This is a genomic window from Streptomyces viridochromogenes, from assembly GCF_001270495.1.
Lineage (GTDB): Bacteria > Actinomycetota > Actinomycetes > Streptomycetales > Streptomycetaceae > Streptomyces > Streptomyces viridochromogenes_A.
In genome coordinates, this window is the sequence record NZ_LGUR01000197.1 from 55637 (window position 1) to 80308 (window position 24672).

Annotated in this window: 20 protein-coding genes; 17 read left to right on the plus strand and 3 right to left on the minus strand. The window is 70.5% G+C overall.

Annotated features, from left to right (window positions below; genetic code table 11):
• Positions 1-9: 9 nt before the first annotated feature.
• The 6 genes from ADK36_RS21325 (at position 10) to ADK36_RS21350 (ending at position 9908) form a co-directional block, all read left to right on the plus strand.
• Entirely contained in the window at positions 10-1518 is a 1509-nt protein-coding gene (locus tag ADK36_RS21325; RefSeq protein WP_234329823.1) for an FG-GAP-like repeat-containing protein, read from the plus strand.
• 167 nt (positions 1519-1685) lie between these two features.
• A complete protein-coding gene (locus ADK36_RS21330; protein WP_053198643.1) occupies positions 1686-3245 on the plus strand; it encodes an alkaline phosphatase D family protein in 1560 nt (519 codons plus the stop codon).
• 101 nt (positions 3246-3346) lie between these two features.
• Positions 3347-4552: a hypothetical protein gene (locus tag ADK36_RS21335; protein ID WP_053198645.1), complete on the plus strand. Its 1206-nt coding sequence runs from the start codon at positions 3347-3349 to the stop codon at positions 4550-4552.
• A gap of 181 nt (positions 4553-4733) precedes the next feature.
• Positions 4734-6233, plus strand: coding sequence for a bifunctional cytidylyltransferase/SDR family oxidoreductase (locus tag ADK36_RS21340; protein ID WP_048583889.1), 1500 nt, complete (start codon positions 4734-4736; stop codon positions 6231-6233).
• 147 nt (positions 6234-6380) lie between these two features.
• Positions 6381-8456 carry a hypothetical protein gene (locus ADK36_RS21345; protein WP_053198647.1) on the plus strand — a complete coding sequence of 692 codons (2076 nt, stop codon included), beginning with the start codon at positions 6381-6383 and terminating at the stop codon, positions 8454-8456.
• Positions 8457-8681: 225 nt separating this feature from the next.
• Positions 8682-9908, plus strand: a complete 1227-nt coding sequence (locus ADK36_RS21350) for a glycosyltransferase family 2 protein (protein WP_048583891.1) — start codon at positions 8682-8684, stop codon at positions 9906-9908.
• Here the strand turns inward: ADK36_RS21350 and ADK36_RS21355 are convergent.
• Both ADK36_RS21355 and ADK36_RS21360 read right to left on the minus strand, forming a co-directional pair.
• A complete protein-coding gene (locus ADK36_RS21355) occupies positions 9877-11925 on the minus strand; it encodes a hypothetical protein (protein WP_048583892.1) in 2049 nt (682 codons plus the stop codon). The genes ADK36_RS21350 and ADK36_RS21355 overlap by 32 nt on opposite strands.
• Before the next feature lie 119 nt (positions 11926-12044).
• Positions 12045-13373, minus strand: coding sequence for a polysaccharide pyruvyl transferase family protein (locus ADK36_RS21360; protein ID WP_234329824.1), 1329 nt, complete (start codon positions 13371-13373; stop codon positions 12045-12047).
• Between the two features lie 297 nt (positions 13374-13670).
• Here ADK36_RS21360 and proB point away from each other — a divergent pair, with 297 nt between their 5' ends.
• The 5 genes from proB to ADK36_RS21385 all read left to right on the plus strand — a co-directional run bounded on the left by proB (position 13671) and on the right by ADK36_RS21385 (position 19029).
• Positions 13671-14798 carry a glutamate 5-kinase gene (gene proB, locus ADK36_RS21365; RefSeq protein WP_078916432.1) on the plus strand — a complete coding sequence of 376 codons (1128 nt, stop codon included), beginning with the start codon at positions 13671-13673 and terminating at the stop codon, positions 14796-14798.
• Positions 14799-15161: 363 nt separating this feature from the next.
• The gene (locus ADK36_RS21370; protein WP_048583894.1) at positions 15162-15626 is read left to right on the plus strand and encodes a hypothetical protein; all 465 of its coding nucleotides are present in this window, start codon (positions 15162-15164) and stop codon (positions 15624-15626) included.
• Positions 15627-15754: 128 nt separating this feature from the next.
• Positions 15755-17041, plus strand: coding sequence for a glutamate-5-semialdehyde dehydrogenase (locus ADK36_RS21375; protein ID WP_048583895.1), 1287 nt, complete (start codon positions 15755-15757; stop codon positions 17039-17041).
• A 198-nt stretch (positions 17042-17239) separates the two neighbouring features.
• A complete protein-coding gene (locus tag ADK36_RS21380) occupies positions 17240-17815 on the plus strand; it encodes a hypothetical protein (protein ID WP_053198648.1) in 576 nt (191 codons plus the stop codon).
• A 122-nt stretch (positions 17816-17937) separates the two neighbouring features.
• Positions 17938-19029, plus strand: a complete 1092-nt coding sequence (locus tag ADK36_RS21385; protein WP_053198649.1) for a hypothetical protein — start codon at positions 17938-17940, stop codon at positions 19027-19029.
• Positions 19030-19280: 251 nt separating this feature from the next.
• Here ADK36_RS21385 and ADK36_RS21390 read toward each other — a convergent pair whose 3' ends face one another.
• Positions 19281-20393 (minus strand): M48 family metallopeptidase, encoded by a 1113-nt coding sequence (locus ADK36_RS21390; RefSeq protein ID WP_425315323.1) that lies wholly within the window; start codon positions 20391-20393, stop codon positions 19281-19283.
• Between the two features lie 124 nt (positions 20394-20517).
• Between ADK36_RS21390 and ADK36_RS48040 the strand changes: the two genes are divergently transcribed.
• From ADK36_RS48040 to ADK36_RS21410, 6 genes are all read left to right on the plus strand, one after another.
• Positions 20518-20679: a hypothetical protein gene (locus ADK36_RS48040; RefSeq protein WP_048583899.1), complete on the plus strand. Its 162-nt coding sequence runs from the start codon at positions 20518-20520 to the stop codon at positions 20677-20679.
• A gap of 131 nt (positions 20680-20810) precedes the next feature.
• On the plus strand, positions 20811-20975 hold the full coding sequence (locus ADK36_RS49565) for a hypothetical protein (protein ID WP_048583900.1): 165 nt from the start codon (positions 20811-20813) through the stop codon (positions 20973-20975).
• A 49-nt stretch (positions 20976-21024) separates the two neighbouring features.
• Positions 21025-21663, plus strand: a complete 639-nt coding sequence (nadD, locus tag ADK36_RS21395) for a nicotinate-nucleotide adenylyltransferase (protein ID WP_048583901.1) — start codon at positions 21025-21027, stop codon at positions 21661-21663.
• 26 nt (positions 21664-21689) lie between these two features.
• Positions 21690-23393 (plus strand): LCP family protein, encoded by a 1704-nt coding sequence (locus tag ADK36_RS21400; protein ID WP_048583902.1) that lies wholly within the window; start codon positions 21690-21692, stop codon positions 23391-23393.
• A gap of 124 nt (positions 23394-23517) precedes the next feature.
• On the plus strand, positions 23518-23964 hold the full coding sequence (rsfS, locus tag ADK36_RS21405) for a ribosome silencing factor (protein ID WP_048583903.1): 447 nt from the start codon (positions 23518-23520) through the stop codon (positions 23962-23964).
• Positions 23955-24626: a histidine phosphatase family protein gene (locus tag ADK36_RS21410; RefSeq protein WP_048583904.1), complete on the plus strand. Its 672-nt coding sequence runs from the start codon at positions 23955-23957 to the stop codon at positions 24624-24626. The genes rsfS and ADK36_RS21410 overlap by 10 nt, the downstream gene beginning before the upstream one ends.
• Positions 24627-24672: the final 46 nt, after the last annotated feature.

Sequence of the window (24672 nt, forward strand, 5' to 3'; positions counted from 1 at the left end):
GGAGTAGACGTGCCCTTACCTGCCTCGCACAGAACACGGCGTGCCGTCGTCATCGCGCTCGCCCTGCTCTCATCAGTCGGCGGTGCGCTGCCCCTGGCGCAGGCGCAGGTGCAGGACCAGGAGCGGCCGCGGTCGGCCGCGGCGGCCGGTGCGCGGCAGGACTTCAACGGCGACGGCTACTCCGACCTCGCGGTCGCGGCGCCCGAGGCGACCGTCGACGGGAAGACGCGGGCCGGATACGTCGCCGTGGTGTACGGCTCGGCGAGCGGGCTGAGGACCACCTCCAGGCAGGTCATCAGCCAGAACACCACCGGCGTCACCGACTCCGCCGAGACGGGCGACCTGTTCGGCAGCGCGGTCAGCACCGCCGACCTCGACCAGGACGGGTACACGGACCTGATCGTCGGCGTCACCGGTGAGGACTCCGTCGAGGGCGGTGCCGAGACCGGGCTCGTGCAGGTGGTCTGGGGCGGGGCGACCGGGCTGTCGGGCGGGGCGGCGCTGGCGTACGGGCACCACACCTACGACCGGCTCAGCGCCAAGGACCGGCTCACCGTCGGGGACGTGAACGGCGACGGGGCGAGCGACCTGGTCGTGGTGGAGAGCTACACCGATCTGCGGGTCGTCAAGGGCCCCTTCGGGCGCGACGGCGGTGCGCGGGGCGGGGAACAGACCGTCCACGACGACTCCGACCCCCGCTTCCTGGACCTGGCCACCGGTGACGTGAACGGTGACGGCATCGACGACGTCGTCGGCACGATGAACGACGGCGACGAGTACGACGCCCGCCGCGTCACGTACTGGCAGGGCACGAAGGACGGGCTCGCCGAGGGGGTCGTGCCGCGCGACAGCAGGGGCTGGCGGGTGCAGGGCGGCGAGTCGCTCGGCCTGGGTGATGTGAACGGGGACGGCTACGCGGACATCGTGGTCGGACGGCCCGTCGACGGCTACGACAGCGACGTCGACACCCCGATTCCCCTGGGCGGCCGGGTCGCCTTCATCCCGGGCTCCGCGAGCGGGCCCGTAGGCACCAAGGCGATGTACGTCAACCAGGACAGCGCCGGAGTCCCGGGCGCCGCCGAGCGGATGGACGGCTTCGGCTCCGACATCTCGGTCGCCGACGTCGACGGCGACGGCTACGCCGATGTCTCCACGGGCGTGCCCGGCGAGGACTTCGACGGGCTGAGCAACGCCGGCGGCGTCATCGTCCTGCGCGGCGGCGCGAACGGCCTGACCGGCACCGGCGCCACGGGGGTCAACCAGGACACCGCCGGTGTGCCGGGCGCGGCGGAGACCGACGACGCCTTCGGCCGTACGACCCGTCTCATGGACGCCGACCAGGACGGCCGCGCCGAACTCGTCGTCGGCGCACCGGGGGAGAACGCGAACGCCGGGTCGGTGTGGGTGTTCAGGTCCACGCCGGCCGGGATCACCCCGACCGGCTCGTTCACCTTCGGTGCCGGGACCCTCGGCACGGTCGCGGCGAACGCGAAGCTGGGCTCCGGGTTCAACTCCTGATCGATCGCCAGACCCGTTGTGGCAAGGGCGCGTTCCCGTGCCGCGGCGGGTCTTCTGTTGTCTCCCTAGTTGTCATGCACGTGAAGCTCGCAGTTCAGCAGCCAGACCGCCCACGGGCGTGAGCATCCGAAGTGTCCAAGAGGCCAGCGAGGCAGGGGAGTTCGCCGATGAACGGTGTTTCCGGATCCGTATCGCCCGACCGACGCCGCTTTCTGACCGCCGGAGCCGCGGTGCTCGGCGCGGCGGCTTCGGCCCAGCTGTGGCTGCCGTCCGCCGCCCGGGCCGCCGAAACCCCGCTGCCCGACGGCGTGTTCAGCCTCGGCGTCGCCTCCGGTGACCCGCTGCCCGACGGCATCGTGCTGTGGACGCGCCTCGCCCCGGATCCGCTGAACGGCGGCGGCATGCCCGACCGCGTCGTGTCCGTGGAGTGGGAGCTCGCGGAGGACGAACGGTTCAGAAAGCCGGTCCGCCGCGGCGTCGCCCAGGCCCGCCCGGAGCTCGGGCACAGCGTCCACGTGGACGTACGGCGGCTGCGTCCGGGGCGGACGTACTGGTACCGCTTCCGCGTGAGCGGACAGATCTCGCCCACCGGCCGCACCCGCACCGCGCCTCACCCGCACAGCTCCGGCGGCCGGCTGCGCATGGCGCTGGCCTCCTGCCAGAACTGGCAGCACGGCTACTTCACGCCGTACGCCGACATGCTGGACCAGGACCCCGACTTCGTCCTGTTCGTCGGCGACTACATCTACGAGTCGCGGCCCTCGGCCACGGCCCTGCGTCGCCACGAGGGCACCGACGAGCCGTACAGCCTGGTGCAGTACCGCAACCGGTACGCCCAGTACCGCACCGACCCGGACCTGGCCGCGATGCACGCGAACGCGCCCTGGGTGGTCACCTTCGACGACCACGAGATCGACAACGACTTCGCCGGCGAGATACCGCAGGACCCGGACAAGCAGCCGCACGACGCGTTCGTGGCCCGGCTGACCGCCGGCTACCAGGCGTTCTACGAGCACATGCCGGTCCGGGCGAGCGCCATCCCGAACGGTCCGCACATCCAGATGTACCGCCGCCTGGAGTTCGGCCGCCTGGCCCGGCTCAGCGTGCTGGACACCCGCCAGTACCGCAGCGACCAGGCCACCGGCCAGCAAGGCGCCCAGGACCCCGCGCTCACCATGCTCGGCGCCGAGCAGAAGCAGTGGCTGCTCGACGGGCTGCGCCACTCGCCGGCCCGCTGGAACATGATCGGCTCGCAGATCATGATGGCCGAGACCGACCTCCAGGTCGGCGAGGGCAAGCTCTGGTTCTACGACGCCTGGGACGGCTACCAGGCCGAACGCAACGCCCTGATGCAGGAGTTGAAGAAGGTCCGCAACCCGGTCGTGTTCACCGGCGACCGCCACCTGACGATGATCAGCGACCTCAAGGAGGACTACGCCGACCCGGACTCGGCCGTGGTGGGCGCCGAGTTCGTCGGTACGTCCATCTCCAGCAACGGTGACCAGGACCAGGCCGCCTTCCACAAGGAGTGGGACCCGCGCCTGCCGGACAACCCGCACTGGAAGCTCCTCGACGCCCACCGCGGCTACCACCTCTTCGACATCCGCCGCGACGGCATCGACGCACAGGTCAGGATCGTGGACACGGTGCGCCAGCAGACGGCCACGCCGAGCACGCTGGCGAACCTGCGGGTCGAGGCGGGACGGCCGGGCGTCGAGGTCGTATAGCGCTCGCGACCGCGCTCACTCCTGGTGGGGACCTGGGACTCATCCGTGTCCCAGGTCACTCTCAGGGCAGTCTCAGGAAGCCCTCTTACCGTCCTCTGACCATGGAGACGGACTGTACGAGAGATGAACCGCCGGTCAACGGCGGCGTGATCACCCCGCTGCCCACCGGGACCCGGCTGCTGCACATCGGCCCGCACAAGACGGGCACCACCGCGATCCAGGGCGCCCTGTTCGCGGCGAAGGACGAGATGGCCCGGCACGGCGTCGCCTGGCCGGCCACCAACCGGCACCCCATGGAAGCGGTCCTGGCCGCCTGTGCCCGCACCGGCATGATGGGCGACACCGCGCCGACCGAGCGGCACTGGGAGCGACTCCTGGAGCAGGTGCGCGCCACCGGCCGGCGCACCTCCGTGATCAGCAGCGAGTTCTTCGCCGACGCCCCCGACGGCGAGGCGATCGAGCGGATCGTCGAGCAGCTCGGCGGTGACCGCGTGCACGTCCTGGTCACGCTGCGCCCACTGGCGCGGATCATGCCCTCGCAGTGGCAGCAGTACGTGCAGAACGGTCTGCGCATGGGCTACGAGGACTGGCTGGAGCACATGCTCACCAAGCCGCCGTACGAGAAGCCCAACCCCAGTTTCTGGCGCCGGCACCGGCACGACCGGCTCGTCGAGCGCTGGGCGCGGGTGGCCGGTCCGGAGCGGGTCACCGTCGTCGTGGTCGACGACCGTGACCGGGAGGGCCTGCTGCGCACCTTCGAGGCACTGCTCGGACTGCCCGCCCGTCTTCTACGGCCCGTTCCGGACGCGACGAATCGCTCACTCACCCTCGCCGAGACCGAAATGCTGCGGAATCTTAATAAGGAATTCCGCGCCAATGAACTGCCCGCGGAGCTCTATTCACAGCTCGTCCGGAACGGCGCGGTGATGCATATGAAGAACACGTGCACTCCCGGTCCCGGCGACGTGAAGATCCGCACCCCGCAGTGGGCCGTCGAGGCCGCTGCCGAGATCGGTGCGGAGATCGCGGAGCGTATCGGCGGGACGGGGGTGCGGGTTCTCGGTGACATGCGCCTTTTGTCCGCTGTGCAACTGGCCGCCACGCAGCCCGCCGCCCCGAGCGCCCCCGAGTCGCGCATCACCCCCGAGTCCGCGGCTCAGGCGCTGTACGGGGCCCTCGCCGCGGCGGCCGCGGCGCCCGTGCGGCACACCGCGTCCGCCAAGTCGCGTACGGTTCACCAGACCTCGTCGAAGGAACTCGTGCGGGTACTCGGCCACCGCTGCCTCAAGCGGCTACGGCTTCGGTGAACCTGTGCCGTTACTCACAGCAATTGCCGTGACCCTTCGGGGAGGCTCTCCACAATGACCATGCGTACAAGGTGAATGACAGGTTGCGCGCACATATGCAGCCGGGGGCGCTCACCTTGCACTGCGGTAACCCCAAGTGGGACCATTTCCAAGTTCCCAGTCGCCACAAGGTAGGTCACCTGTGTCCCAGCACATAGCCAAGCCCCGTACCACCGCAGTGATCCTGGCCGGTGGCACCGGTCAGCGGGTGGGTCTGTCGATCCCCAAGCAGCTGCTGAAGATCGCCGGCAAGGCAGTCATCGAGCACACGTTGACCACCTTCGAGAACGCCGACTCGATCGACGACATCATCGTGCTGATGGCGCCCGGATACGTGCCGGACATCGAGAAGATCGTCGCCAAGGCCGGGTTCACCAAGGTCAAGAAGATCATCGAGGGCGGCTCGACCCGGAACGAGACGACTGAGCGCGCCATCGACGCCCTCGGTGAGGGCCTGGCCGAGGGCGAGGACCTGAACGTCCTCTTCCACGACGCCGTACGCCCGCTGCTGTCACAGCGCGTGATCGACGACTGCGTCGTGGCGCTGGAGCGCTTCCAGGCCGTCGACGTCGCCATCCCGTCCGCGGACACGATCATCGTGACCCGCACGCACGGCGAGGACGGCGAGTTCATCACCGAGATCCCGGACCGCTCCCGGCTGCGCCGCGGCCAGACGCCGCAGGCGTTCAAGCTGTCCACGATCAAGCGGGCCTACGAGGTCGCCGCCGGTGACCCCAACTTCCAGGCCACGGACGACTGCTCCGTCGTGCTCAAGTACCTGCCGGACGTGCCGATCCACGTCGTCGCGGGTGACGAGTACAACATGAAGGTCACCCAGCCCGTCGACGTCTTCATCGCCGACAAGCTCTTCCAGCTGGCCTCCACCGCCGCTCCCGAGCAGGTGAGCGAGGAGGCCTACCGTCAGCTGCTGACCGGCAAGACCATCGTGGTCTTCGGCGGCTCGTACGGCATCGGCAAGGACATCGCCGAACTCGCCGAGTCCTACGGCGCCAAGGTGTACGCGCTGGGCCGCTCCACCACCGGCACCCACGTGGAGAACCCGGAGGAGGTCGACGACGCGCTGTCCAAGGCGTACGCCGAGACCGGGCGCATCGACTACGTCGTGAACACCGCCGGTGTGCTGCGCATCGGCAAGCTCGCCGAGACCGACAACGCCACCATCGAGGAGGCGCTGAAGGTCAACTACCTCGCCCCGGTGCAGATCGCGCGGTCCTCGTACAAGTACCTGTCCGAGACCAAGGGCCAGTTGCTGCTCTACACCTCCAGCAGCTACACCCGCGGCCGCGCCGAGTACAGCCTGTACTCCTCGACCAAGGCCGCCATGGTGAACCTCACCCAGGCCCTGTCCGACGAGTGGGCCGGCGACGGCATCCGCGTCAACTGCATCAACCCGGAGCGCACCGCGACCCCCATGCGCACCAAGGCCTTCGGCCAGGAGCCCGCGGGCAGCCTGCTCTCCTCCGAGGCCGTCGCCCGTACGTCGCTCGACGTGCTGCTCTCCGAGCTGACCGGCCATGTGATCGACGTCCGCCAGCAGGACCCGACGGCGCCCGCCGGAAAGGCGTCCGGCTTCGAGCAGGCGCTGGCCAGTGTCCTCGACCGCCAGGACGGCGTGGCATAATCAGCAGTTAATAGCCTTATGGAATTCAGGCCTCTGCGATTCTTCGTTCACGAAGAATTCACAGGGGCCTGAGTCCTTCCCCCTTCAGACCGGCCCCTCTCCCTGAGCAGGTTCTCCGTGATATCCACCGCTATTCGCGTCGCCCGGGTGGGCAGCGCGGCCGAGCTGGCCGCGGCGGCCTTCATGATGCTGGGCTTCCCGGCACTCATGCTGGCCGCGCTCGTCCCGAGCGTCCCCGCCTTCGCGGCCGCGGCCGCCGTGACGTACCTGGCGGACCACTATCTGCACCGCAAGAGCAGCTATCTGGTCAACCGCCTGAGCAAGGTGCGGGCAGGTCTGTCGATCCGGTTCCTGATCAGACAGCTCCTGCTGATCCTGCTGCTGGCCCGCCTGGGCCTCGCGGACGACCTGATCTACTACGGCGCGATCGCCTGCTTCATAGCCTTCTACGGCCTTCAGGCCCCGCACGGCGCGCTGGTCACCCTGATCCGCAACCGCCGCCGTATGCCGGTCGCCACCCGCAACATCGACCTGGCCTCGCGCATCCGCATCCCGGACGCCCCGCCGCGCCGGCTGCTGCACCGCTCCGCGGAGAAGATGCTGCACCTCGACCTGGCGGCCGTCGTCGGCATCCTCGTCTCGGCGTCCCTGGAGTCGGCCGTGGCCGGCTTCGTCGGCATCGGCGTCACGGTGGGCGTGGGCTGCCTGTACGTGCTGGCGCTCGTCCCTTACGTCCGCGGCGCGAAGACCCCGCCGAACGCGGAGAAGGTCCTGGCCGCGGTCGACGACTGGCTGGCCGAGTACCGCCCCGAGACGGTGCTGTACTTCTCCGGCTCCAAGGACTCCGCCTACCAGGTCAACATGTGGCTGGAGACGATGGAGCAGCTGGACTCCAAGCCGCTGATCATCCTGCGCGAGCGGGTCATCCTGAACAACCTGGCGCCCACCACGGTCCCCGTCATCTGCGTGCCCGGTGGCGTGCACCTGATGAACCTGGACCTGTCCAACGTGCGCGTCGCCCTGTACGCGGCCAACGTCGGCAAGAACATCCACCTGCTGCGCGTCCCCACCATGAGGCACGTCTTCATCGGCCACGGCGACAGCGACAAGCTGGCCAGCGTCAACCCGTACAGCAAGGTCTACGACGAGGTGTGGACGGCCGGCCGCGCGGGCCGCGACCGCTACGCCATAGCCGACGTCGGCGTCCGCGACGACGACATCGTCGAGGTCGGCCGCCCGCAGCTGGCCCCGATCCAGACCTGGCAGGGCGTGCCGGAGGGGCGGATCCCGACCGTGCTCTACGCCCCCACCTGGGAGGGCTGGGACGGCAACCCCGGCAACACCTCGATCGTGCTGGCCGGCGAGAACATCGTGAAGAAGCTGGTGGCGGCCGACCCGCCGGTCCGCGTCCTGTACAAGCCGCACCCCTTCACCGGCACCGTCAGCAAGGAGGCCGGCGCCGCGCACCGCCGGATCACCGCCCTGGTCCAGCAGGCCGCCACCGAGCGCGCCACCGACCCGCGCTTCACGGCCGACGCCGCCACACAGACCGCAGCCAAGGCCGAGCTGGCCCGGATCGAGGCCCGCCTCGCCGAGCTGGCCGGCAAGGCCAACGGCAACGGCAAGGGCGGCGACGAGGCCGAGGCCACCCGCGACGGCCTGGTCGACGTCGCCCGGCACGAGGAGGCCGCCCGGCTGCGCGCCGAGTGGAACGCCGCGTACTGGCGCTCCTTCCCCGACCACGAGCACCGCGTCATCACGGGCGCCGAGCCGCGTCTGTACGACTGCTTCAACGTCTCCGACGCGATGGTCTCCGACATCTCCAGCGTGGTCTCCGACTTCATCGCCAGCGGCAAGCCGTACGCCGTGACGGACTCCGCCGAGCTGGGCGTGGAGGAGTTCAAGCGGCAGAACACCGCGGTGCGCGCCGCGACGATCCTGTCCAACAGCGCGGCCGAGCTGGGCGAGCTGCTGGGCGCAGTACGGGACCCGTCCGCGGACCCGCTGGCCGAGGACCGGGGGGACCTCAAGCGCTATCTGCTCGGCCCGGACGAGCCGACGTCGATCGACCAGTTCAACACCGCCGTGGCGAACCTCGCGATCAAGGCCGAGGCGCGCAACGTCGGCCAGGAGTCACGGGCGGCGGCCGGAGCCGCCGAGGCCGAGCCGGCGACCGTGCCCGCGCAGCGGGTGGCGGCGGCAGGGGACGATGTGACGGCCTGACCCCGCGACAGCCGACGGCGCGGCCCCCGAGGAGCGAATCCTCGGGGGCCGCGCCGTTTCTGACGGGCCTCTTACGTTGCCCGATTAACGTGATCCCATGTCAGCTGATGTTGTGACGTGAGTCACGAAAATACAGGTATTAGGCAACCGGTTGCACACCTCACCCGTCTACCAGGTAGCGAATGAGGCGATACGGGGGAGATATCCCATTAACGAGGGGGAAACGTGACCGCTGCGCAGCCTGATGTCACCGTGATCATCGGGGCGTACGAAGCGATGCCGTATCTGGTCGAGTGCCTGGCATCCGTCGAGGCACAGACCATCGACCCGGAGTGCATCGAGGTCATTGCCGTCGACGACGGTTCGACGGACGGTACGGGGGAGTGCCTGGAGGAGTTCGCGGCCCGCGCGGCGATGCCCGTGACCGTGATCCGGCAGGAGAACTCCGGCGGCCCCAGCGGCCCGCGCAACGTCGGCCTGGGCAAGGCGGCCGGGCGTTACGTGTTCTTCCTGGACGCCGACGACCGGCTGGGCCCCGAGGCCCTGGAGCGCATGGTCGCGATGGCCGACAAGAACGGCACCGATGTCGTGCTCGGCCGGGTCGAGGGCGTCAACCGCACCGCGCCCAAGTCGATGTGGGGCAAGACGCTGGACCGGACCGACGTCTTCTCCTCCAACATCAAATTCACGCTGAGCGCGCAGAAGCTGTTCCGCCGCGACCTGCTCACCCGGCACAACATGCGCTTCGACGAGTCCCTGTGGACCGGCGAGGACGCGCTGTTCACGATGGAGGCCTATCTGCGGGCCGACGGCGTCTCCGTGGTCGCCGACTACACCTGCTACTACCTGGTGGGCCGGGACGACGGCAAGCACGTGACGAAGAGCGGCGGTTACACCCTGCGCTTCGACTCCGCGCGCGCCCTGATGCACCTGATAGCCGAGCTCATACCCGCCGGCGACCGGCGCGACCTGCTCATGGTCCGCCCGTTCCTCATCACCCTGCTGCCGCAGTTCGGGCCCAAGTACGCCAAGGACAGCGAGAAGGTCCGCCAGCACAAGCTGGAACTGGCCAAGCCCCTCATGGACGCCTACTGGACGCCGGACATCGCCCGCCGCCTCAAGGTCGAGGAACGCCTGCGGCTGCACCTGGTCGCCGCCCAGCGCGCCGATCTCCTGCTGCCCGTCGTGGAGTTCGTCAAGGCCAAGAAGCAGGCGGCGGCCCTCCTGGAGAAGAAGGGCCGCCGGGTCTACCTCGCCTACCCGCACTTCCGGGACGCGGCGGCGGGGATCCCCGACTCCGTGTACCTCGCCGAACCGCGCGAGGCCCGCGCCTTCCCCGGCTACCGGGAGGGCGGCGCGGACTCGTTCCTGCGCCGGGCGGCGCGCAAGGCGCGCCGGGTGCTGAGGTCCTCGGGCGGGGCTACGCGGGGTGGGCGGGCCGCCGCGGCGTGACGGAGCGTCGCTGATCCGGGATCTCGGGGGCCTCCGCCGCCAGCCGCTCGGCCATCCGGGCCCGGTGCTCCAGGGAGGCGGAACACAGCGACTGCACGGCCTCGTTGAAGCGCACCTGTGACGTCGGCTCGTCCGGACCCAGCAGGTGACGCTTCAACTCCGCCCGCGCCTGAACCAGTTCGTCCTTCTCGGGGTGCCGCACCGCGTCCAGCAGTTCCGGCACCCCGGCCGCGTCCGGCGTGAGCACGGTCGCCGCGCGCACGGTCGGGAAGGCCTTGCGGAACACGTCCTCCGCGAGGCCGCTGGTGTTGGCCACGGCATACGGCTTACCACTCGCCAGGAAGTCGCTGATCACGCTCGACACATCGCTGATCAGCAGGTCCGCCTGGTTGTAGCAGGCGTACAGCGTGGGCCGCGCGTCGGTGATGACCTGGTGCTCCCACGCGGGCAGCGACGCCCAGTAGGCCTCCTCCCAGGCGGCCGTGGCCCGCGCCACCGCCTCCGCCCGCCCCGGCTCCGGAGCCGACTGGAGCAGCATCCGCTCCACCTGATCGGCGCTCGCTCGCCCGGCGATCGCGGTCAGCCGGTCCAACTCCGCGGTCAGAAGGGCGAGTTCACCGGTGTCACTGGGCCGCTCCCCGGTCCGCTCCCGGTTCGCCGCCCTGATCAGCTCACGGATCCGCAGATCGGCCGCCCCGGCGCGCGGATCCACGGACCCCGTCAGCGGATGCGGCTTGTACAGCAGCCGTACGCCCGGGTCCGCGAGCAGCGCGCGTACGAGGTTCTCGCCTGCCTCGACCACCGAGGTGTTGCCGGGGTTGCCGTCCCAGCCCTCCCAGGTCGGCGCGTACAGGACCGTCGTACACGCCCCGGTGGGCGCGCCCTCGTACGGCAGGACGCCGTCCAACTGCGGGCGGCCGATCTCCACCACGTCCTTGTCCTCGACGCCGACCTCGGCGTACGCGTACCGCTCGCGCGCCGCCGGACCGGCCACCCACACCTCGTCGTAGGCCTTCGCGTACGGGTTGCAGGACGACAGCTTGTCGCTCTCCCCGTGGTTGACGAAGGTGTGCTTGAGCGTGGGGATGCGCAGGACCTGGGAGGTCTTGCCGGAGTTCGAGGGGTGGATGAGGACCTGGAGCGAGGACTCCTCCAGGCGCATCAGCGTGGAGACCTTCGGCAGGCAGAGGATCGGCACGTCGGTCGGCGCGATCTTCTGCACCATGAACCGCTCACGCAGCACGATCAGCGGCCGGCCGTCCAGCTTCGCCAGCGGCTCCAGCCACATGTTCGCCTGGTACGCCGAGGAGACACCGCCGGAGAAGTAGAGTCCGGCCGTCGGCCGGTACTCCGCCAGCCAGGCGTCGAGCCACTCCAGCGCCTCCCGCTCGCTCGCGGGGCGACGGCTCGGCAGCAGCCGTACGAGAAGGTCGTACAGGCCGAGGAGGGCGAGCCCCAGGGACAGTGCGATGCCGAGGGCCGCGCAGCGGGGGTCGTCGGTGGCCGCCGTGGTCAGCAGGCCCGCCGTGGCCGGGAGGCCGAAGACCAGCAGACGGTGGCCGGGGCGGCGCAGCAGGATCGGCGGGGCGGGGGACAGGCGCAGCGCGGAGGCGTCGATGTTGCGGGTGACCACCGGCAGCGTGCGGGTGCGGCGGACCAGCACCGAGACCGCCTGGATCGCGCAGTGCAGGGCGTAGAAGGCGAGCAGACCGGCGATCAGCGGCGTGTACAGCGTCTCCCGGTGCTGCTCGCCGAGCCGCAGCAGCGCGACGACCAGCAGCAGGTCCCGCAGCACATGCCGCACGGTGATGTCCGCGTGCGATTTGGCGAACACCGACAGCATGCCGCGCTGCCAGCGGAACAGCACGCCCTCGACGGCCAGCGACACGACCGTCGCGGCGAGCAGCAGCGGGACGTGCGGGCGCAGCGCCGCCACGGCCTGGGCGCAGAAGGCGGCGGCCAGGAGAGCCGTGACGAGCGCTCTCGCCGGGATGCGGGGCAGGGGTGGTGCGGGCAACGCGGTCACTCCAAGGTCGGCGCGGGACGTCGTGCGTCCGGGTTAACGCGCGGCGGCCTGCAGACGACACGCATGTGTCCTGGGGGCCGGGAGTGACCGGGATCGCGGAATCGCCGCCCCTACCGTCCGGACTGCAGCGCCCGCCGGATCGGGCCGCCCACCACGCGCCGCGCCCGGCGGTAGACGGACGCCGCCGGGAGCGCCGCGCCGCCCTTGGCGGCACGGGACAGCTCGCGCCGCAACCGGTCGTTGTCCGTGGCGAGTTCGCCGATACGGCTCTGCAGCCAGCCGAACCGGGTGGTGAGCGAGGTGAGGTCGGCGTCGTTCCAGGGGCGCACGCCCGGCGGGAAGGCCAGCGACTTCATGCGTGCGTCGAAGGCGGCGCCGCCGTCGCCGTGCGTGAACGTGTTCTCCAGGCCGTTGCGGTCCAGGAACCCCGTGAACCGCTCGAACCGCTCCTGGTGGCCGCTCATCAGTGCACCGAAGTCGGCCTCCGCGTACAGCGCCGCCGGGTCCAGGTCCTCGGGCAGCTTGTCGATCCGGCGGTGCGGGATGTCGAAGTAGCGGCACAGCTCCAGCGTGCGCGAGTCACCGCACAGCACGGTCGCCGGTGTGCCCGCGAGCAGCGCCGCGATGTTGCCGTGGATGCGGGAGCCGAAGGAGAAGTCGAACGCGCGCAGGTCGTCGATCCACGTGACCGGGTCGACGTAGACGCGGACCTTGTCCTCCCGGTACATCGGGTGCTCCGGATGCGTCGGCATCGCCGTCACCAGACCGTTCGGGTCGGACAGGTCCCGCCAGTGCAACTGCCGTGCGTCGCTGATGTTCTGGCCGATGAAACGCAGGTACGGATAGCGCGCGTGGGCGCGGGTGATGACCCGGTCCAGGCCCTGCGACCGCACCGCGCTGTGCGAGCCGTTGACCGCGATCCGGGAGCCGGCGCCGAGGGCGGGCTCCCGTTTGGTGACGGTGAGCTCCTTGCCGTACAGGAACAGCGACGGGCAGCCGATGACCTCGACGTCCCGGAAGCCCAGGTCCTTCAGGTACTTCTCGGTGAACTCGCCCCGCACCCCGATCGAGGCGCTGCGGTCGAGCACGGCGGAGACGAACTCGCGCACCGCGGGCTCGATGCCCTTCAGCCGTGCCGCGTTGTAGCCGAGCCCGGCCTGCGCGCCGACGCCCACCACGACCACGGGGATCCGCAGCTTGCCGATCAGCCGCGTCAGCCGCTTCAACTGCGCCTCGAACGACGGCCGGAACGCGTTGGCGAGCGGAATGACGAAGGCGTCGTACTCCTCGTTGATCCGGCCCGCCGCCGAGACGTCGGTGCGGATGCCGTTCGAGACGACCTCGGTGTGCGGGGTCTGAAGGATCTTGTGTGTGGCGTCGCTGAAGATCAGGTTGCCGGAGTTGGTGGCGATGACGTCCCGGTGGAGGGCCTCCTCCACGGAAACGACGTCGTAGGGGCTCTTGCCCGAGCGGAGAAGGAGGCGCTTCCCGCTTCCGCGGTGAGCCTGGTGAGCATCGTGAGCTTGGTGTGACACGGCGTTCAAAATATGTTTGCTCTGTCGTTGTTTCTACAGGCAACCAACGCAACCTTTTTGCCGTAAGCGACGCGTGAGCGAACCGTCACCGCCCGACTGCCCCGCGTTCTGTCCGGGGGCTGGAATCCCCGCGCGCCGCACGATCCACTTCGCGTAGATTGCCGGACAGGGAACCGGACGGACGCGAGGGAAAGAGCACAGGTGGCAGGGGCAAGGCAGGGTGTGCGCGAGGCCCGCAGGATCGTCGTCAAGGTGGGCTCCTCGTCGCTGACCACCGCGTCCGGCGGCCTGGACGCCGACCGCGTGGACGCGCTCGTCGACGTCCTCGCCAAGAGTCGCAGCGGCGGGGAGAAGGAGATCGTCCTCGTCTCCTCCGGAGCCATCGCGGCCGGACTCGCCCCGCTGGGCCTGCGCCGGCGCCCCAAGGACCTGGCCCGCCAGCAGGCCGCCGCCAGCGTCGGCCAGGGTCTCCTCGTCGCCCGGTACACCGCCTCCTTCGCCCGCTACGGCGTCCGCGTCGGCCAGGTGCTGCTGACCAGCGACGACATGAGCCGCCGCGCCCACCACCGCAACGCCTCGCGCACCCTGGACAAGCTCCTGGCGATGGGCGCGTTCCCGATCGTCAACGAGAACGACACCGTCGCCACCGACGAGATCCGCTTCGGCGACAACGACCGGCTCGCCGCCCTGGTGGCCCACCTCGTCCGCGCCGACCTGCTGGTGCTGCTGTCCGACGTGGACGGCGTGTACGACGGCGACCCCAGCAAGCCCGGCACGTCGCGGATAGCGGAGGTGCGCGGGCCGTCCGACCTCGCCGGCATCGAGATCGGCAGCTCGGGCAAGGCCGGCGTCGGCACCGGCGGCATGGTCACCAAGGTCGAGGCCGCCCGGATCGCGGCCGCCGCCGACATCCCGGTGGTCCTGACCAGCGCGATTCACGCGGCCGAGGCACTGCACGGCGGTGACACCGGCACGTACTTCCACGCCACGGGCAAACGCTCCGCCGACCGCCTGCTGTGGCTACAGCACGCCTCCACCCCGCAGGGCTCACTGACGCTGGACGACGGCGCCGTACGAGCGGTCGTCGACGGCCGCAAGTCGCTGCTGCCCGCCGGCATCGCCGCCGTCGAGGGCGAGTTCAGCGCGGGCGACCCCGTCGAGCTGCGCGACAGCGCGGGTCGCGCGGTCGCACGCGGGCTCGTCAACTTCGACGCCAAGGAGATTCCCCAGTTGCTCGGGCGGTCGACACGGGAACTGGCGCGGGAGCTGGGGGCGGAGTACGAGCGTGAGGTCGTGCACCGGGACGACCTGGTGATCCTCCAGCCTTGAGCACCGCGCGACCCCCCGGGCCTCCGGCCGAAAGCAGGGTGAGCGCCTTGCGAGGGAAGTCGCCCTGAGGTGGATGTTCCGCGCTGTGTTGCCCCGGGGGCCGACCCCCCGGGCCTCCGGCCGAAAGCAGGGTGAGCGCCCTGTGAGGGAAGTCGCCCTGAGGTGGACGTTCCGCGCTGTGTTGCCCCGGGGGCCGACCCCCCCGGACCCCCGGCCGAAAACAGGGTGAACGCCCTGCGAGGGAAGTCGCCCTGAGGTGGACGTTCCGCAAAACCGCCCCGCGAGCCCTTGCGGCCTGCTCAACTTTGTCTCAGGGACATTCCGCACGACCACCGAGTCGGTCACTGCGTAAAGGAGGCCGTCGTGAGACGAGTGCGCCCTGGGACGGCGTCCCGCAGTGCCGGTGGGGGCTCGTCCCGCGCGGCCGGTGAGGAGCGCGCCTTGACGAGCGTCGCGGCCGGCGACCGGTACGAGGAGCCCAAGGATCTGCCCCGCCTGTGGCACGTCACCCTCAGCGTCTCCGGCAAGGAGGCCCCGCTGAAGGAGGTGCGGCGCGCCCTCGAACAGCTCGCCCACGACCATCCCTTTCTGCTGACCAGCAGGTATGCCAACGATCACGCCGAGATCCGCTACTGGGAAGAGGCCCGCGACCTGCATGACGCGGCCGCCGTCGCCCTGCGCCTGTGGGGCGAGCACCGGCAGAGCGCGGGGCTGCCGCCCTGGGAGATCGTCGGCCTGGAGGTCATCGACCGCGAGACCTACCACCAGCGGATCGCGGAGGGGTACGGGCAGCCGCCGGCGACCCCCGTAGGCGTCCACCCCTATTGACCGGTCTTGCGTGCACTGAGCGGCTTGGGTGCCTTGTGCGTCTTGAGTAACTTGAGTGGCCCCTGGGGCTTGTCTCGGGGTTTGGAACGAGCGCTGGACCTGCCTCGCAGTCGCACTACCCTTCTTTCATGACCACGCTCTCGCCGTACGACTCCATGTCCCCGGTCAACCGGGCCGCCTACCGCGCCAAGTCCGCCGCCGCCGACCTCGCCCCGCTGCCGCGGGCCGAGAAGGACGACGCGCTGCTCGCCATCGCGGACGCGCTGGAAGTCCGTACGAGCGAAATCGTCGAGGCCAACGCCAGGGACATCGCCAAGGCCCGCGAGGCCGGCACCAGCGAGGCGATCATCGACCGGCTGACCCTGACCCCGGAGCGCGTGCGGGCCATCGCCTCCGACGTGCGGGACGTCGTCGCGCTGCCCGACCCCGTCGGCGAGGTCGTCCGCGGGTCCACGCTCCCCAACGGCATCGACCTGCGCCAGGTCCGCGTCCCGCTCGGCGTCGTCGGGATCATCTACGAGGCCCGCCCGAACGTCACCGTCGACGCCGCCGCCCTCTGCCTGAAGTCCGGCAACGCCGTGCTGCTGCGCGGCTCGGCCTCGGCGCACGAGTCGAACAGCGCACTCGTCCGGGTGATCCGGGACGCCGTGGGCGGGGCCGGGCTGCCCGCCGACGCCGTGCAGCTGGTGCCCGGGGAGAGCCGCGAGAGCGTGCGCGAGCTGATGCGGGCCCGCGGGCTCGTCGACGTGCTGATCCCGCGCGGCGGCGCCTCGCTGATCCAGACCGTCGTGACGGAGTCGATCGTCCCCGTCATCGAGACCGGCACCGGCAACTGCCACGTCTACGTCGACGCCCACGCCGACCTCGACATGGCGATCGAGATCCTGATCAACTCCAAGGCCCACCGCGTCAGCGTCTGCAACGCCGCCGAGACCCTCCTGGTCCACCAGGACATCGCCCCCGAGTTCCTGCCGCGCGCCCTGGACGCCCTCGCGGAGGCCGGGGTGACCGTGCACGCCGACGAAAGGGTGCTGGCGTACGCCAAGGACTCCAAGGCGACCGTCGTGGAGGCCACGGCGGAGGACTGGGAGACCGAGTACCTCTCCTACGACATCGCCGCCGCGGTCGTGGACTCGCTGGACAAGGCCGTCGAGCACATCCGCCTGTGGACCTCCGGCCACACCGAGGCCATCGTCACCACCTCCCAGCAGGCCGCCCGCCGCTTCACCCAGCTGGTCGACTCCACGACGGTCGCGGTGAACGCCTCCACCCGCTTCACGGATGGCGGCCAGTTCGGCTTCGGCGCCGAGATCGGCATCTCCACGCAGAAGCTGCACGCCCGAGGGCCGATGGGCCTGCCGGAGCTGACCAGCACGAAGTACATCGTCACCGGGGACGGGCACGTACGGCGCTGAGGGATCCCCTCCGCCGGGGCGCGTCGGGGGCTTGTCGGCGGCGCGTCGGGAGGCTCGGCGGCGCAGGGCGCGCGGCCGGGGCATATGCGTCTGACACGCGCCCCCCACTGCTTCCGTGCCGCACCCGAGGTGTCGCACAAGCCAGATGAATTTCCATACCGTCTGCCCAAATTGACCCCCCAGGACTACTCTGGATCCGTGCCGGAGGACGTGGGGGGCACGCCGTTCCCTGACGGCTGGGAGCCCGACGACGACCACGACCGCGGGGTGTCGGACGAAGAGTTCGCCTCCGTGGTCTTCGACGAGGCCTTCGTGCGGGCGGCCGTGGTGCACGAGCCGACCGCCGTCGAGCGCCTCCTGGCCGCCGCCCAGGCGAGAGCGGAGGCCTCCGAGGCGGAGGCCCGCCGGGCGCACGGCCGGGGCGAGCGGTACGACGAGGCGTACGGCCCCGAGGGCCGCGCCGCTTTCGGTCATGACCCGGAGCTGGACGATCTGGACGACTCGGACATCCTCGAGGATCGCTACGGCGCCCCCGGGACGTACGGCAAGCAGGTCCGCTGGCACCGTCCCGTCGCCTGGATGCTCGCCCTCGTCATGGGCATCGGCATGGTCGCGCTGGCCTTCACGGCGGTCTACCGGGGCGCTTCCTCGAACTCCCGGGACCAGGTCCCGCCGCCGGCGTCCACGGGGCTCGAACAGGGCACCGGAGCGTCTCCCTCGGCATCCGCCGACTACTCGCAGCCGGCCGCCTCGGCGACGCCGCGCACGCCCTGACCGGAACTCGACCGAGGGCCTGAGCACTACGCGGGGCGGCCCGTCCATCCTGGTGAGAACCTGTCAGAACTTGTCGTGCAGCAGGGCGTTTACCCGGCCTCTCGGCGACCTACCCTGAAGGTATGGGAGGGCCAGGAGACCCACCTGAGGGGACACCCGAGGGCGGTCCCGGAGGTGGCGAGGAAGAGTACCGATCCGTCGTCTTCGACGAGTCGTTCGTCCGTGCTGCGCGCCTCCAGGAGTTCTCCGCGCAGGAGCGCCTGGCCGACCACGCGCCCGCCGTACGCCGCCGTCCACCCATGCGCCGGGGGCTGTCCCGGCAGGCGCTGATCCTGGTCCTGTTGATCGCCGTGGCCTTCGGTACGGCGATCTACATGGGTGTACGGCACCCCTACCAGACGCCCGCGAACTCCGGGCCGCCCGCCGAGCCCCTCCGGATGACCGTCATCCCGCTCGCCCCGCAGGGCAAGGTGCCCGGGGCGACCGACACGGGGTACCTGTACGCGCACAGTCCCGCCGCTCAGTTCCGCATCGGCGCGGAGGGCATCCCGCTGCCCGCCGCCCGCCGCACCGCGCACTTCTCGGACAGTCAGGTGACGAACGCGCTGAGTATCGCGAAGGACTACATCGTGCGGTCCTCGCTGTATCCCGAGGTGCTGACCGGTGACCAGGTCCGTGCGGTCCGGGTGCTGCTGGACCCCGACCAACTGGACCAGTTCGACCAGAGCTTCGGGCACCCGGCCGCGGACGGGCGGCATGCGCCGACCGGGTGGCTGGTTCGCTTCGACGCCTCCCAGGCCGAGCTGGCCGACCGCAGGATCCGGGTGCAGGGCACGCTCCAGGCCGTGGAGACCGACTCCTCCACGCTGGAGGTCACGGCCGATCACACCTTCGTGTACGCCCTGCGGGCGGTGGCGGCGGAGGCCCGGGACGCGGGAGAGAAGGCGGCCGAGGCCTCGCTGTTCACCGTGCGGCGCGAGCTGCACTTCCGGTTCGACCGTGAGGACCTGCGGCTGCACCAGACCCAGCTGGTCGTCTCCTATGTCCAGGCGGGGCCGCTGTCCTGTGCCGAGGACTCGACGAACCGGCTGCATCCGCTGCTGGCGGGGCAGACGGCCAAGGCGGGCGGGCCCGCGGGGACCGACCCCTATGCCACGGGTGGGGCTACGGCGCTGTGCGGGTCGCTGGCGGCGGGATCACAGCCGAAGGTGTGATCGGGGAGTTTTCCCGCCCCCGCCGCCCCAGACCCCGCTTCGGCCCTGAAGGGGCCTCGTCCTCGAATGCCGGACGGGCTGGATGATGCCTGGGTCGGTGAAGCCCATGCGGGTGGGTGGGGGGGCGGGATGGCGGGGCAATACAGCCCCTCCGGCGTTTGAGGAGCGGGGTCTGGGGCGGAGCCCCAGGAGGATGGGACGGGTAGGGGCGGCGGGGGCGAGGAAACCGCTGCAAAAGCCACAGGTGGCCGTCAGGCGTTGTCCCCGTCGTCGTCCCGGCGCGGCTCATCCGTGGGGGCGTCTCTGGGGGCCGTACCCGTGAAGCCGCCGAAACCGCGTCGTACCCGGCCGCCCAGGTCTCCCGCGCCGCCGGCGATGTCCGTGACCAGCTTCATCAGGGGGTCCTTGGAGGACTTCACGTGGGTGGCGTAGTGGGACGCGGACTCGCGGAAGGAGTCCGTCACCGACGTGTCCTTGTCCTCCGAGCGGCGCGGGTAGTGGCCGTCCATGATCCGCTGGTGGTCGCGGGACTCGGCCCACCTCTTCAGCTCGGCGGCGCGGACCGTGGTGAAGGGGTGGGAGCGGGGCAGGACGTTCAGGATCTTGAGGACGGAGTCGCGCAGGTCGCCGCCCGCCTCGTACTCCTCGGCCTGCTTCAGGAACGCGTCCACGTTCATCTCGTGCAGATGGTGGCCGCCCGCGAGCTTCATCAGGCCGCGCATCGAGGCCTGGAGGTCCTGGCCGACGAGAAGGCCGGCGCGGTCGGCGGACAGCTCCGACTTGCGGAACCACTCCCGCAGCGCCGTCACGATCGCCATGATCGCGATGTTGCCCAACGGGATCCAGGCGACCCGGACCGCCAGGCTGGTGAGGAAGAGGAGGATCGTGCGGTAGACCGAGTGGCCGGAGAGGGCATGGCCCACCTCGTGGCCGACCACCGCCCGCATCTCCTCCTCGTCGAGCAGCTCCAGCAGCCCCGTCGTGACCACGATGATCGGCTCGTCCAGGCCGATGCACATCGCGTTCGGCACCGGGTCCTGGTTCACGTACATCGGCGGGACCTTCTCCAGGTCCAGGATGTAACACGCGTCCCGCAGCATGTCGTTGAGGTGCGCGAACTGCTGCTCCGACACCCGGACCGAGTCGGACAGGAACAGCAGCCGGAGACTGCGCTCGGGGAGCAGGCCGCTCAGGGCCTTGAAGACGGTGTCGAAGCCGCTGAGCTTCCGGAGGGCCACCAGGGCCGAGCGGTCCGCCGGGTGTTCGTACGCACGCGAGGAGATCCCCGGGAAACGCCTGCGCTGCCTGCTCGGTACGTTCTCGTGCCCGTGGTGCTCGTGGCCGTCGGACATGTCTTCCCCCATGTGCGTCTGAATGGCTCTGTGCGGCCCTTTGCGGAGCCTTGTTCAGCCCTTTGCGCCCCCGAAGCAGAGCCCAGCCTAGGCGGAGTTACCGTGGACGGGCACTACAGCGAAGGAGTTCCGCGTCATGGAGCACAACCCCGCAGCCGCCTGGCTGACCGAGGCAGCGAACGCCGCCGAGCAGCAGGGGGCGGGGAATCTGCTCCGGGTGGTGCTGATCGTGATGGTCGTGGGCTGTGTGCTGACCGCGTGGTTCCTGTTGCGGGGCTACAGGCAGAAGGACGACTGAGCCCGCGGGAAGGTTCCCCACCGCTCGTCCCGGGCGCCCCAACGGAGGAGTCGGCGTGATCCCCGTCATGGCGCCCGCTTACGATGGGCCGACATCTTTATCCCGCCCACACCCGATAGGTCACGCCGAAGATGAGCTTCCACAGCGCCGCTGCCCAGTTGGTCACCCTCGCCGCCGAGGGCGAGGAGCACGGTGGCAACCACAACAGCATCAGCCCGTTGCTCACCGGGGGTGGCGCCTTCGTCATCCTGCTGCTCCTGCTGTGGATCACCACCCGCTTCAACCGCGACCGCTGAGTCACGGACAGGCCTGGGCCCTCAGGCGGGGCCGGTAGGGTCTGCACGCATGGGAGAGCAGGACATGCCTACCGGCCCCGGAAACGGCCCGTCGAACCCCGGCAAGCGCCGCCTCGGCGTCATGGGCGGAACGTTTGACCCGATCCACCACGGCCACCTCGTCGCGGCCAGTGAGGTCGCCGCGCAGTTCCACCTCGACGAGGTCATGTTCGTGCCCACCGGCCAGCCGTGGCAGAAGAGCCACCGGCACGTCTCCCCGGCCGAGGACCGCTATCTGATGACGGTCATCGCCACGGCCGAGAACCCGCAGTTCTCCGTCAGCCGTATCGACATCGACCGCGGCGGCCCGACGTACACCGTGGACACCCTGCGCGACCTGCGCGCGCTCAACCCCGACACCGACCTGTTCTTCATCACCGGCGCCGACGCCCTCGGGCAGATCCTGACCTGGCGGGACTCGGTGGAGCTGTTCTCCCTCGCGCACTTCGTCGGGGTCACCCGGCCCGGCCACGACCTCACCGACGCCGGGCTCCCGGAGGGCGGCGTGTCGTTGGTCGAGGTTCCCGCACTGGCCATCTCGTCCACCGATTGCCGCGCGAGAGTCGCAAAGGGCGACCCCATCTGGTATCTGGTGCCGGACGGAGTCGTGCGCTACATCGACAAGCGCGAGCTGTACCGCGGCGAGTGAGGCGAGTGAGCCGAGAGGGGCGACCGGTGAACGACCGATACGACGCGGGGGCCGCAGGATACGAGGCCGACCAGTACGAACTCGTCGGCTACGACGAGTACGGACAGCCGGTCTACCGGCAGATCCCGGCGCAGCAGCAGGCGCCCCAGCACCAGTACGACCCGTACGCACAGCAGGGCTACGGCTACGACCCGTACGCGACCGGCCGGCAGCAGCCGACCACGCCGTACGACCCCTACGGGACCGGCGACACCGGCCAGCAGCCGGCCACGCCCTCCTACGACCCGTACGGCACCGGCACGCACCCACAGCAGGCCGGCGCGCACTCGCCGCCCTACGACCCGTATGGGCGTACCGCCACCAGCGGACAGCAGCACCGCGTCGCCGAGCAGACCGCCTACATCCCGCACCAGGCCGGGCCGGTCGAGGAACCGCAGGCCCAGGACCGGGGCGACCGGGATTACCGCACCGAGCAGTTCGCCTTCGTCGAGGAGCCCGACGGTGACTCCGAGGACGTCATCGACTGGCTGAAGTTCACCGAGAACCGCACCGAGCGCCGCGAGGAGGCCCGGCGACGGGCACGCGCGCGTGTGATCGCGCTCGTGGTCGTCCTGGCGGTCGTCGCGGCCGGTGGGGCCGGCTACCTCTGGTACGCCGGGAAGCTGCCCGGGCTGTCGTCGTCCGACAGCAAGGAGGGCACCGCGACGGCCGTGGGCGCCCAGAAGCGTGACGTGATCGTCGTCCATCTGCACAACACCACGAAGGGCGGCACCTCCACGGCGCTGCTCGTCGACAACACCACCACGAATCAGGGCACCACCGTCCTCCTCCCGAACTCCCTCGCCCTGACCGGCGACGACGGCACGACCACCCTGGCCAAGTCGGTCGACGACGACGGCTCCTCCGGGACGCGCGACGCGATCGACACCGTCCTCGGCACCGAGATCCAGGGCACCTGGCGCCTGGACACCCCGTATCTGCAGAACCTCGTCGACCTGGTCGGCAACATCGAGGTCGACACCAACGCCGACGTGCCCGACCCGGAAGCCAAGTCCAAGGGCGCCGCCCCCCTCGTCCGCAAGGGCAAGGGCCAGACCCTCAGCGGCAAGATGGCCGTCGCCTACGCCACCTACCAGGCCTCGGGCGAGGCCCAGAACGCCCAGCTGGAGCGGTTCGGGCAGGTCATGCAGGCCATGCTGCGCAAGCTCACCTCGGACACGCAGGGCGCGACCGTCACCGTGCAGACGCTGGGGATGATCATCGAGCCGCCGCTGACCGACAAGGATCTCGGCGCGTTCCTCGCCAAGCTCGCCGAGCTCGCCAAGGGCGGCGACTACAAGACGGCCATGCTGCCCGTCCAGACCGACGGCACGCTCAGCGCCCAGGCGAGCGCCGCCGTCGTCAAGGACGTCCTCGGTGGCGCCGCCAAGAGCCCCGACAAGGACGCCGCGGTCCGCGTGTCCATCCGCAACGCCAGCGGCGTCAAGGACAACACCGCGAAGGCCCGCGTCGTGCTGCTGAACGGAGGCTTCACCTTCCTTGAGGGCGGTACGGCGTCCGCCGAGGCCACGTCCGAGGTCGTCTACGCCGACGCCGCCGACAAGGCCAACGCCACCGAGGTCGCCAAGACCCTCGGCCTGTCCGCCGGCGCGGTCAAGAAGGGCGAGGTGTCCGGGAACGCGGATGTCTCGGTGGTGCTGGGCCAGGACTACGAACCGTCGTCCTCGTAGCCGCAGCCCGCACATCACCGCAGGCCACCCCACGTGAGCCGGTAATCACGTGGGGTGCTGTCACTGGTCCGTGAGACCCTTGAGGTCGATTGAAGCCAAGTGTCCGCCGACCGAAAGCCTTGTAGTGACCGCTACCGACCGTTCCCTCGAGCTTGTCCACACCGCCGCCCAGGCAGCCGCCGACAAGCTCGCGCACGACATCATCGCCTACGACGTCAGCGACGTCCTGTCGATCACGGACGCCTTCCTGCTGGCCTCCGCGCCCAACGACCGCCAGGTCAAGTCCATCGTCGACGAGATCGAGGAGCGGCTCCAGAAGGAGCTCGGCGCCAAGCCGGTCCGCCGCGAGGGCGACCGTGAGGCCCGCTGGGTGCTGCTCGACTACGTCGACATCGTCGTCCACGTCCAGCACAGCGAGGAGCGCGTCTTCTACGCGCTGGAGCGGCTCTGGAAGGACTGCCCCGAGCTGGAGCTGCCCGACGACGCCAAGGCCACCCGCGGCAAGGCGGCGGAGCACGCCAAGCTCCAGGCCGCCGAGGAGGCGGCCGAGCTGGACGGTGAGTGGCGGTGAGCACCTTCAGTGAGGCCGCCAGGCCCGGCCGGGGCCGCCGCGTCATCCTGTGGCGGCACGGCCAGACCTCCTGGAACGTGGAGCGCCGCTTCCAGGGCTCCACAGACGTCGCCCTCACCGAGGCCGGCGTCTCCCAGGCCCGCCGCGCCGCCAGGCTGCTCGCCAGCCTCAAGCCGGACGCGATCATCGCCTCCGACCTCCAGCGCGCCGCCGACACGGCCGCCGAGCTGGCCGCGCTCACCGGCCTTGAGGTCGCGCACGACGAGGCCCTGCGCGAGACCTACGCGGGCGTCTGGCAGGGGCTGACGCACGACGAGATCATCGCCCGGCACGGCGAGGAGTACGCCGCGTGGAAGCGCGGTGAGCCGGTGCGCCGTGGCGGCGGCGAACTGGAGACCGAGGTCGCCGACCGCGCCGCGCCCGTGGTGCTCCGGCACGCCGAGAAGCTCCCCGACGACGGGACGCTCGTCGTGGTCAGCCACGGCGGCACGATCCGTACGACGATCGGCCGCCTCCTCGGCCTGGAGCCCCGGTACTGGGAGAGCCTCGGCGGCCTCTCCAACTGCTGCTGGTCCGTCCTGGGCGAGGGGGCCCGCGGCTGGCGTCTGCTGGAGCACAACGCCGGCACCCTGCCGGAGCCCGTGCTCGGCGACGACGACTGACGCCGACCACCCGGATTTCACTTTCCGGCAGGTCGCAGGCTAAAGT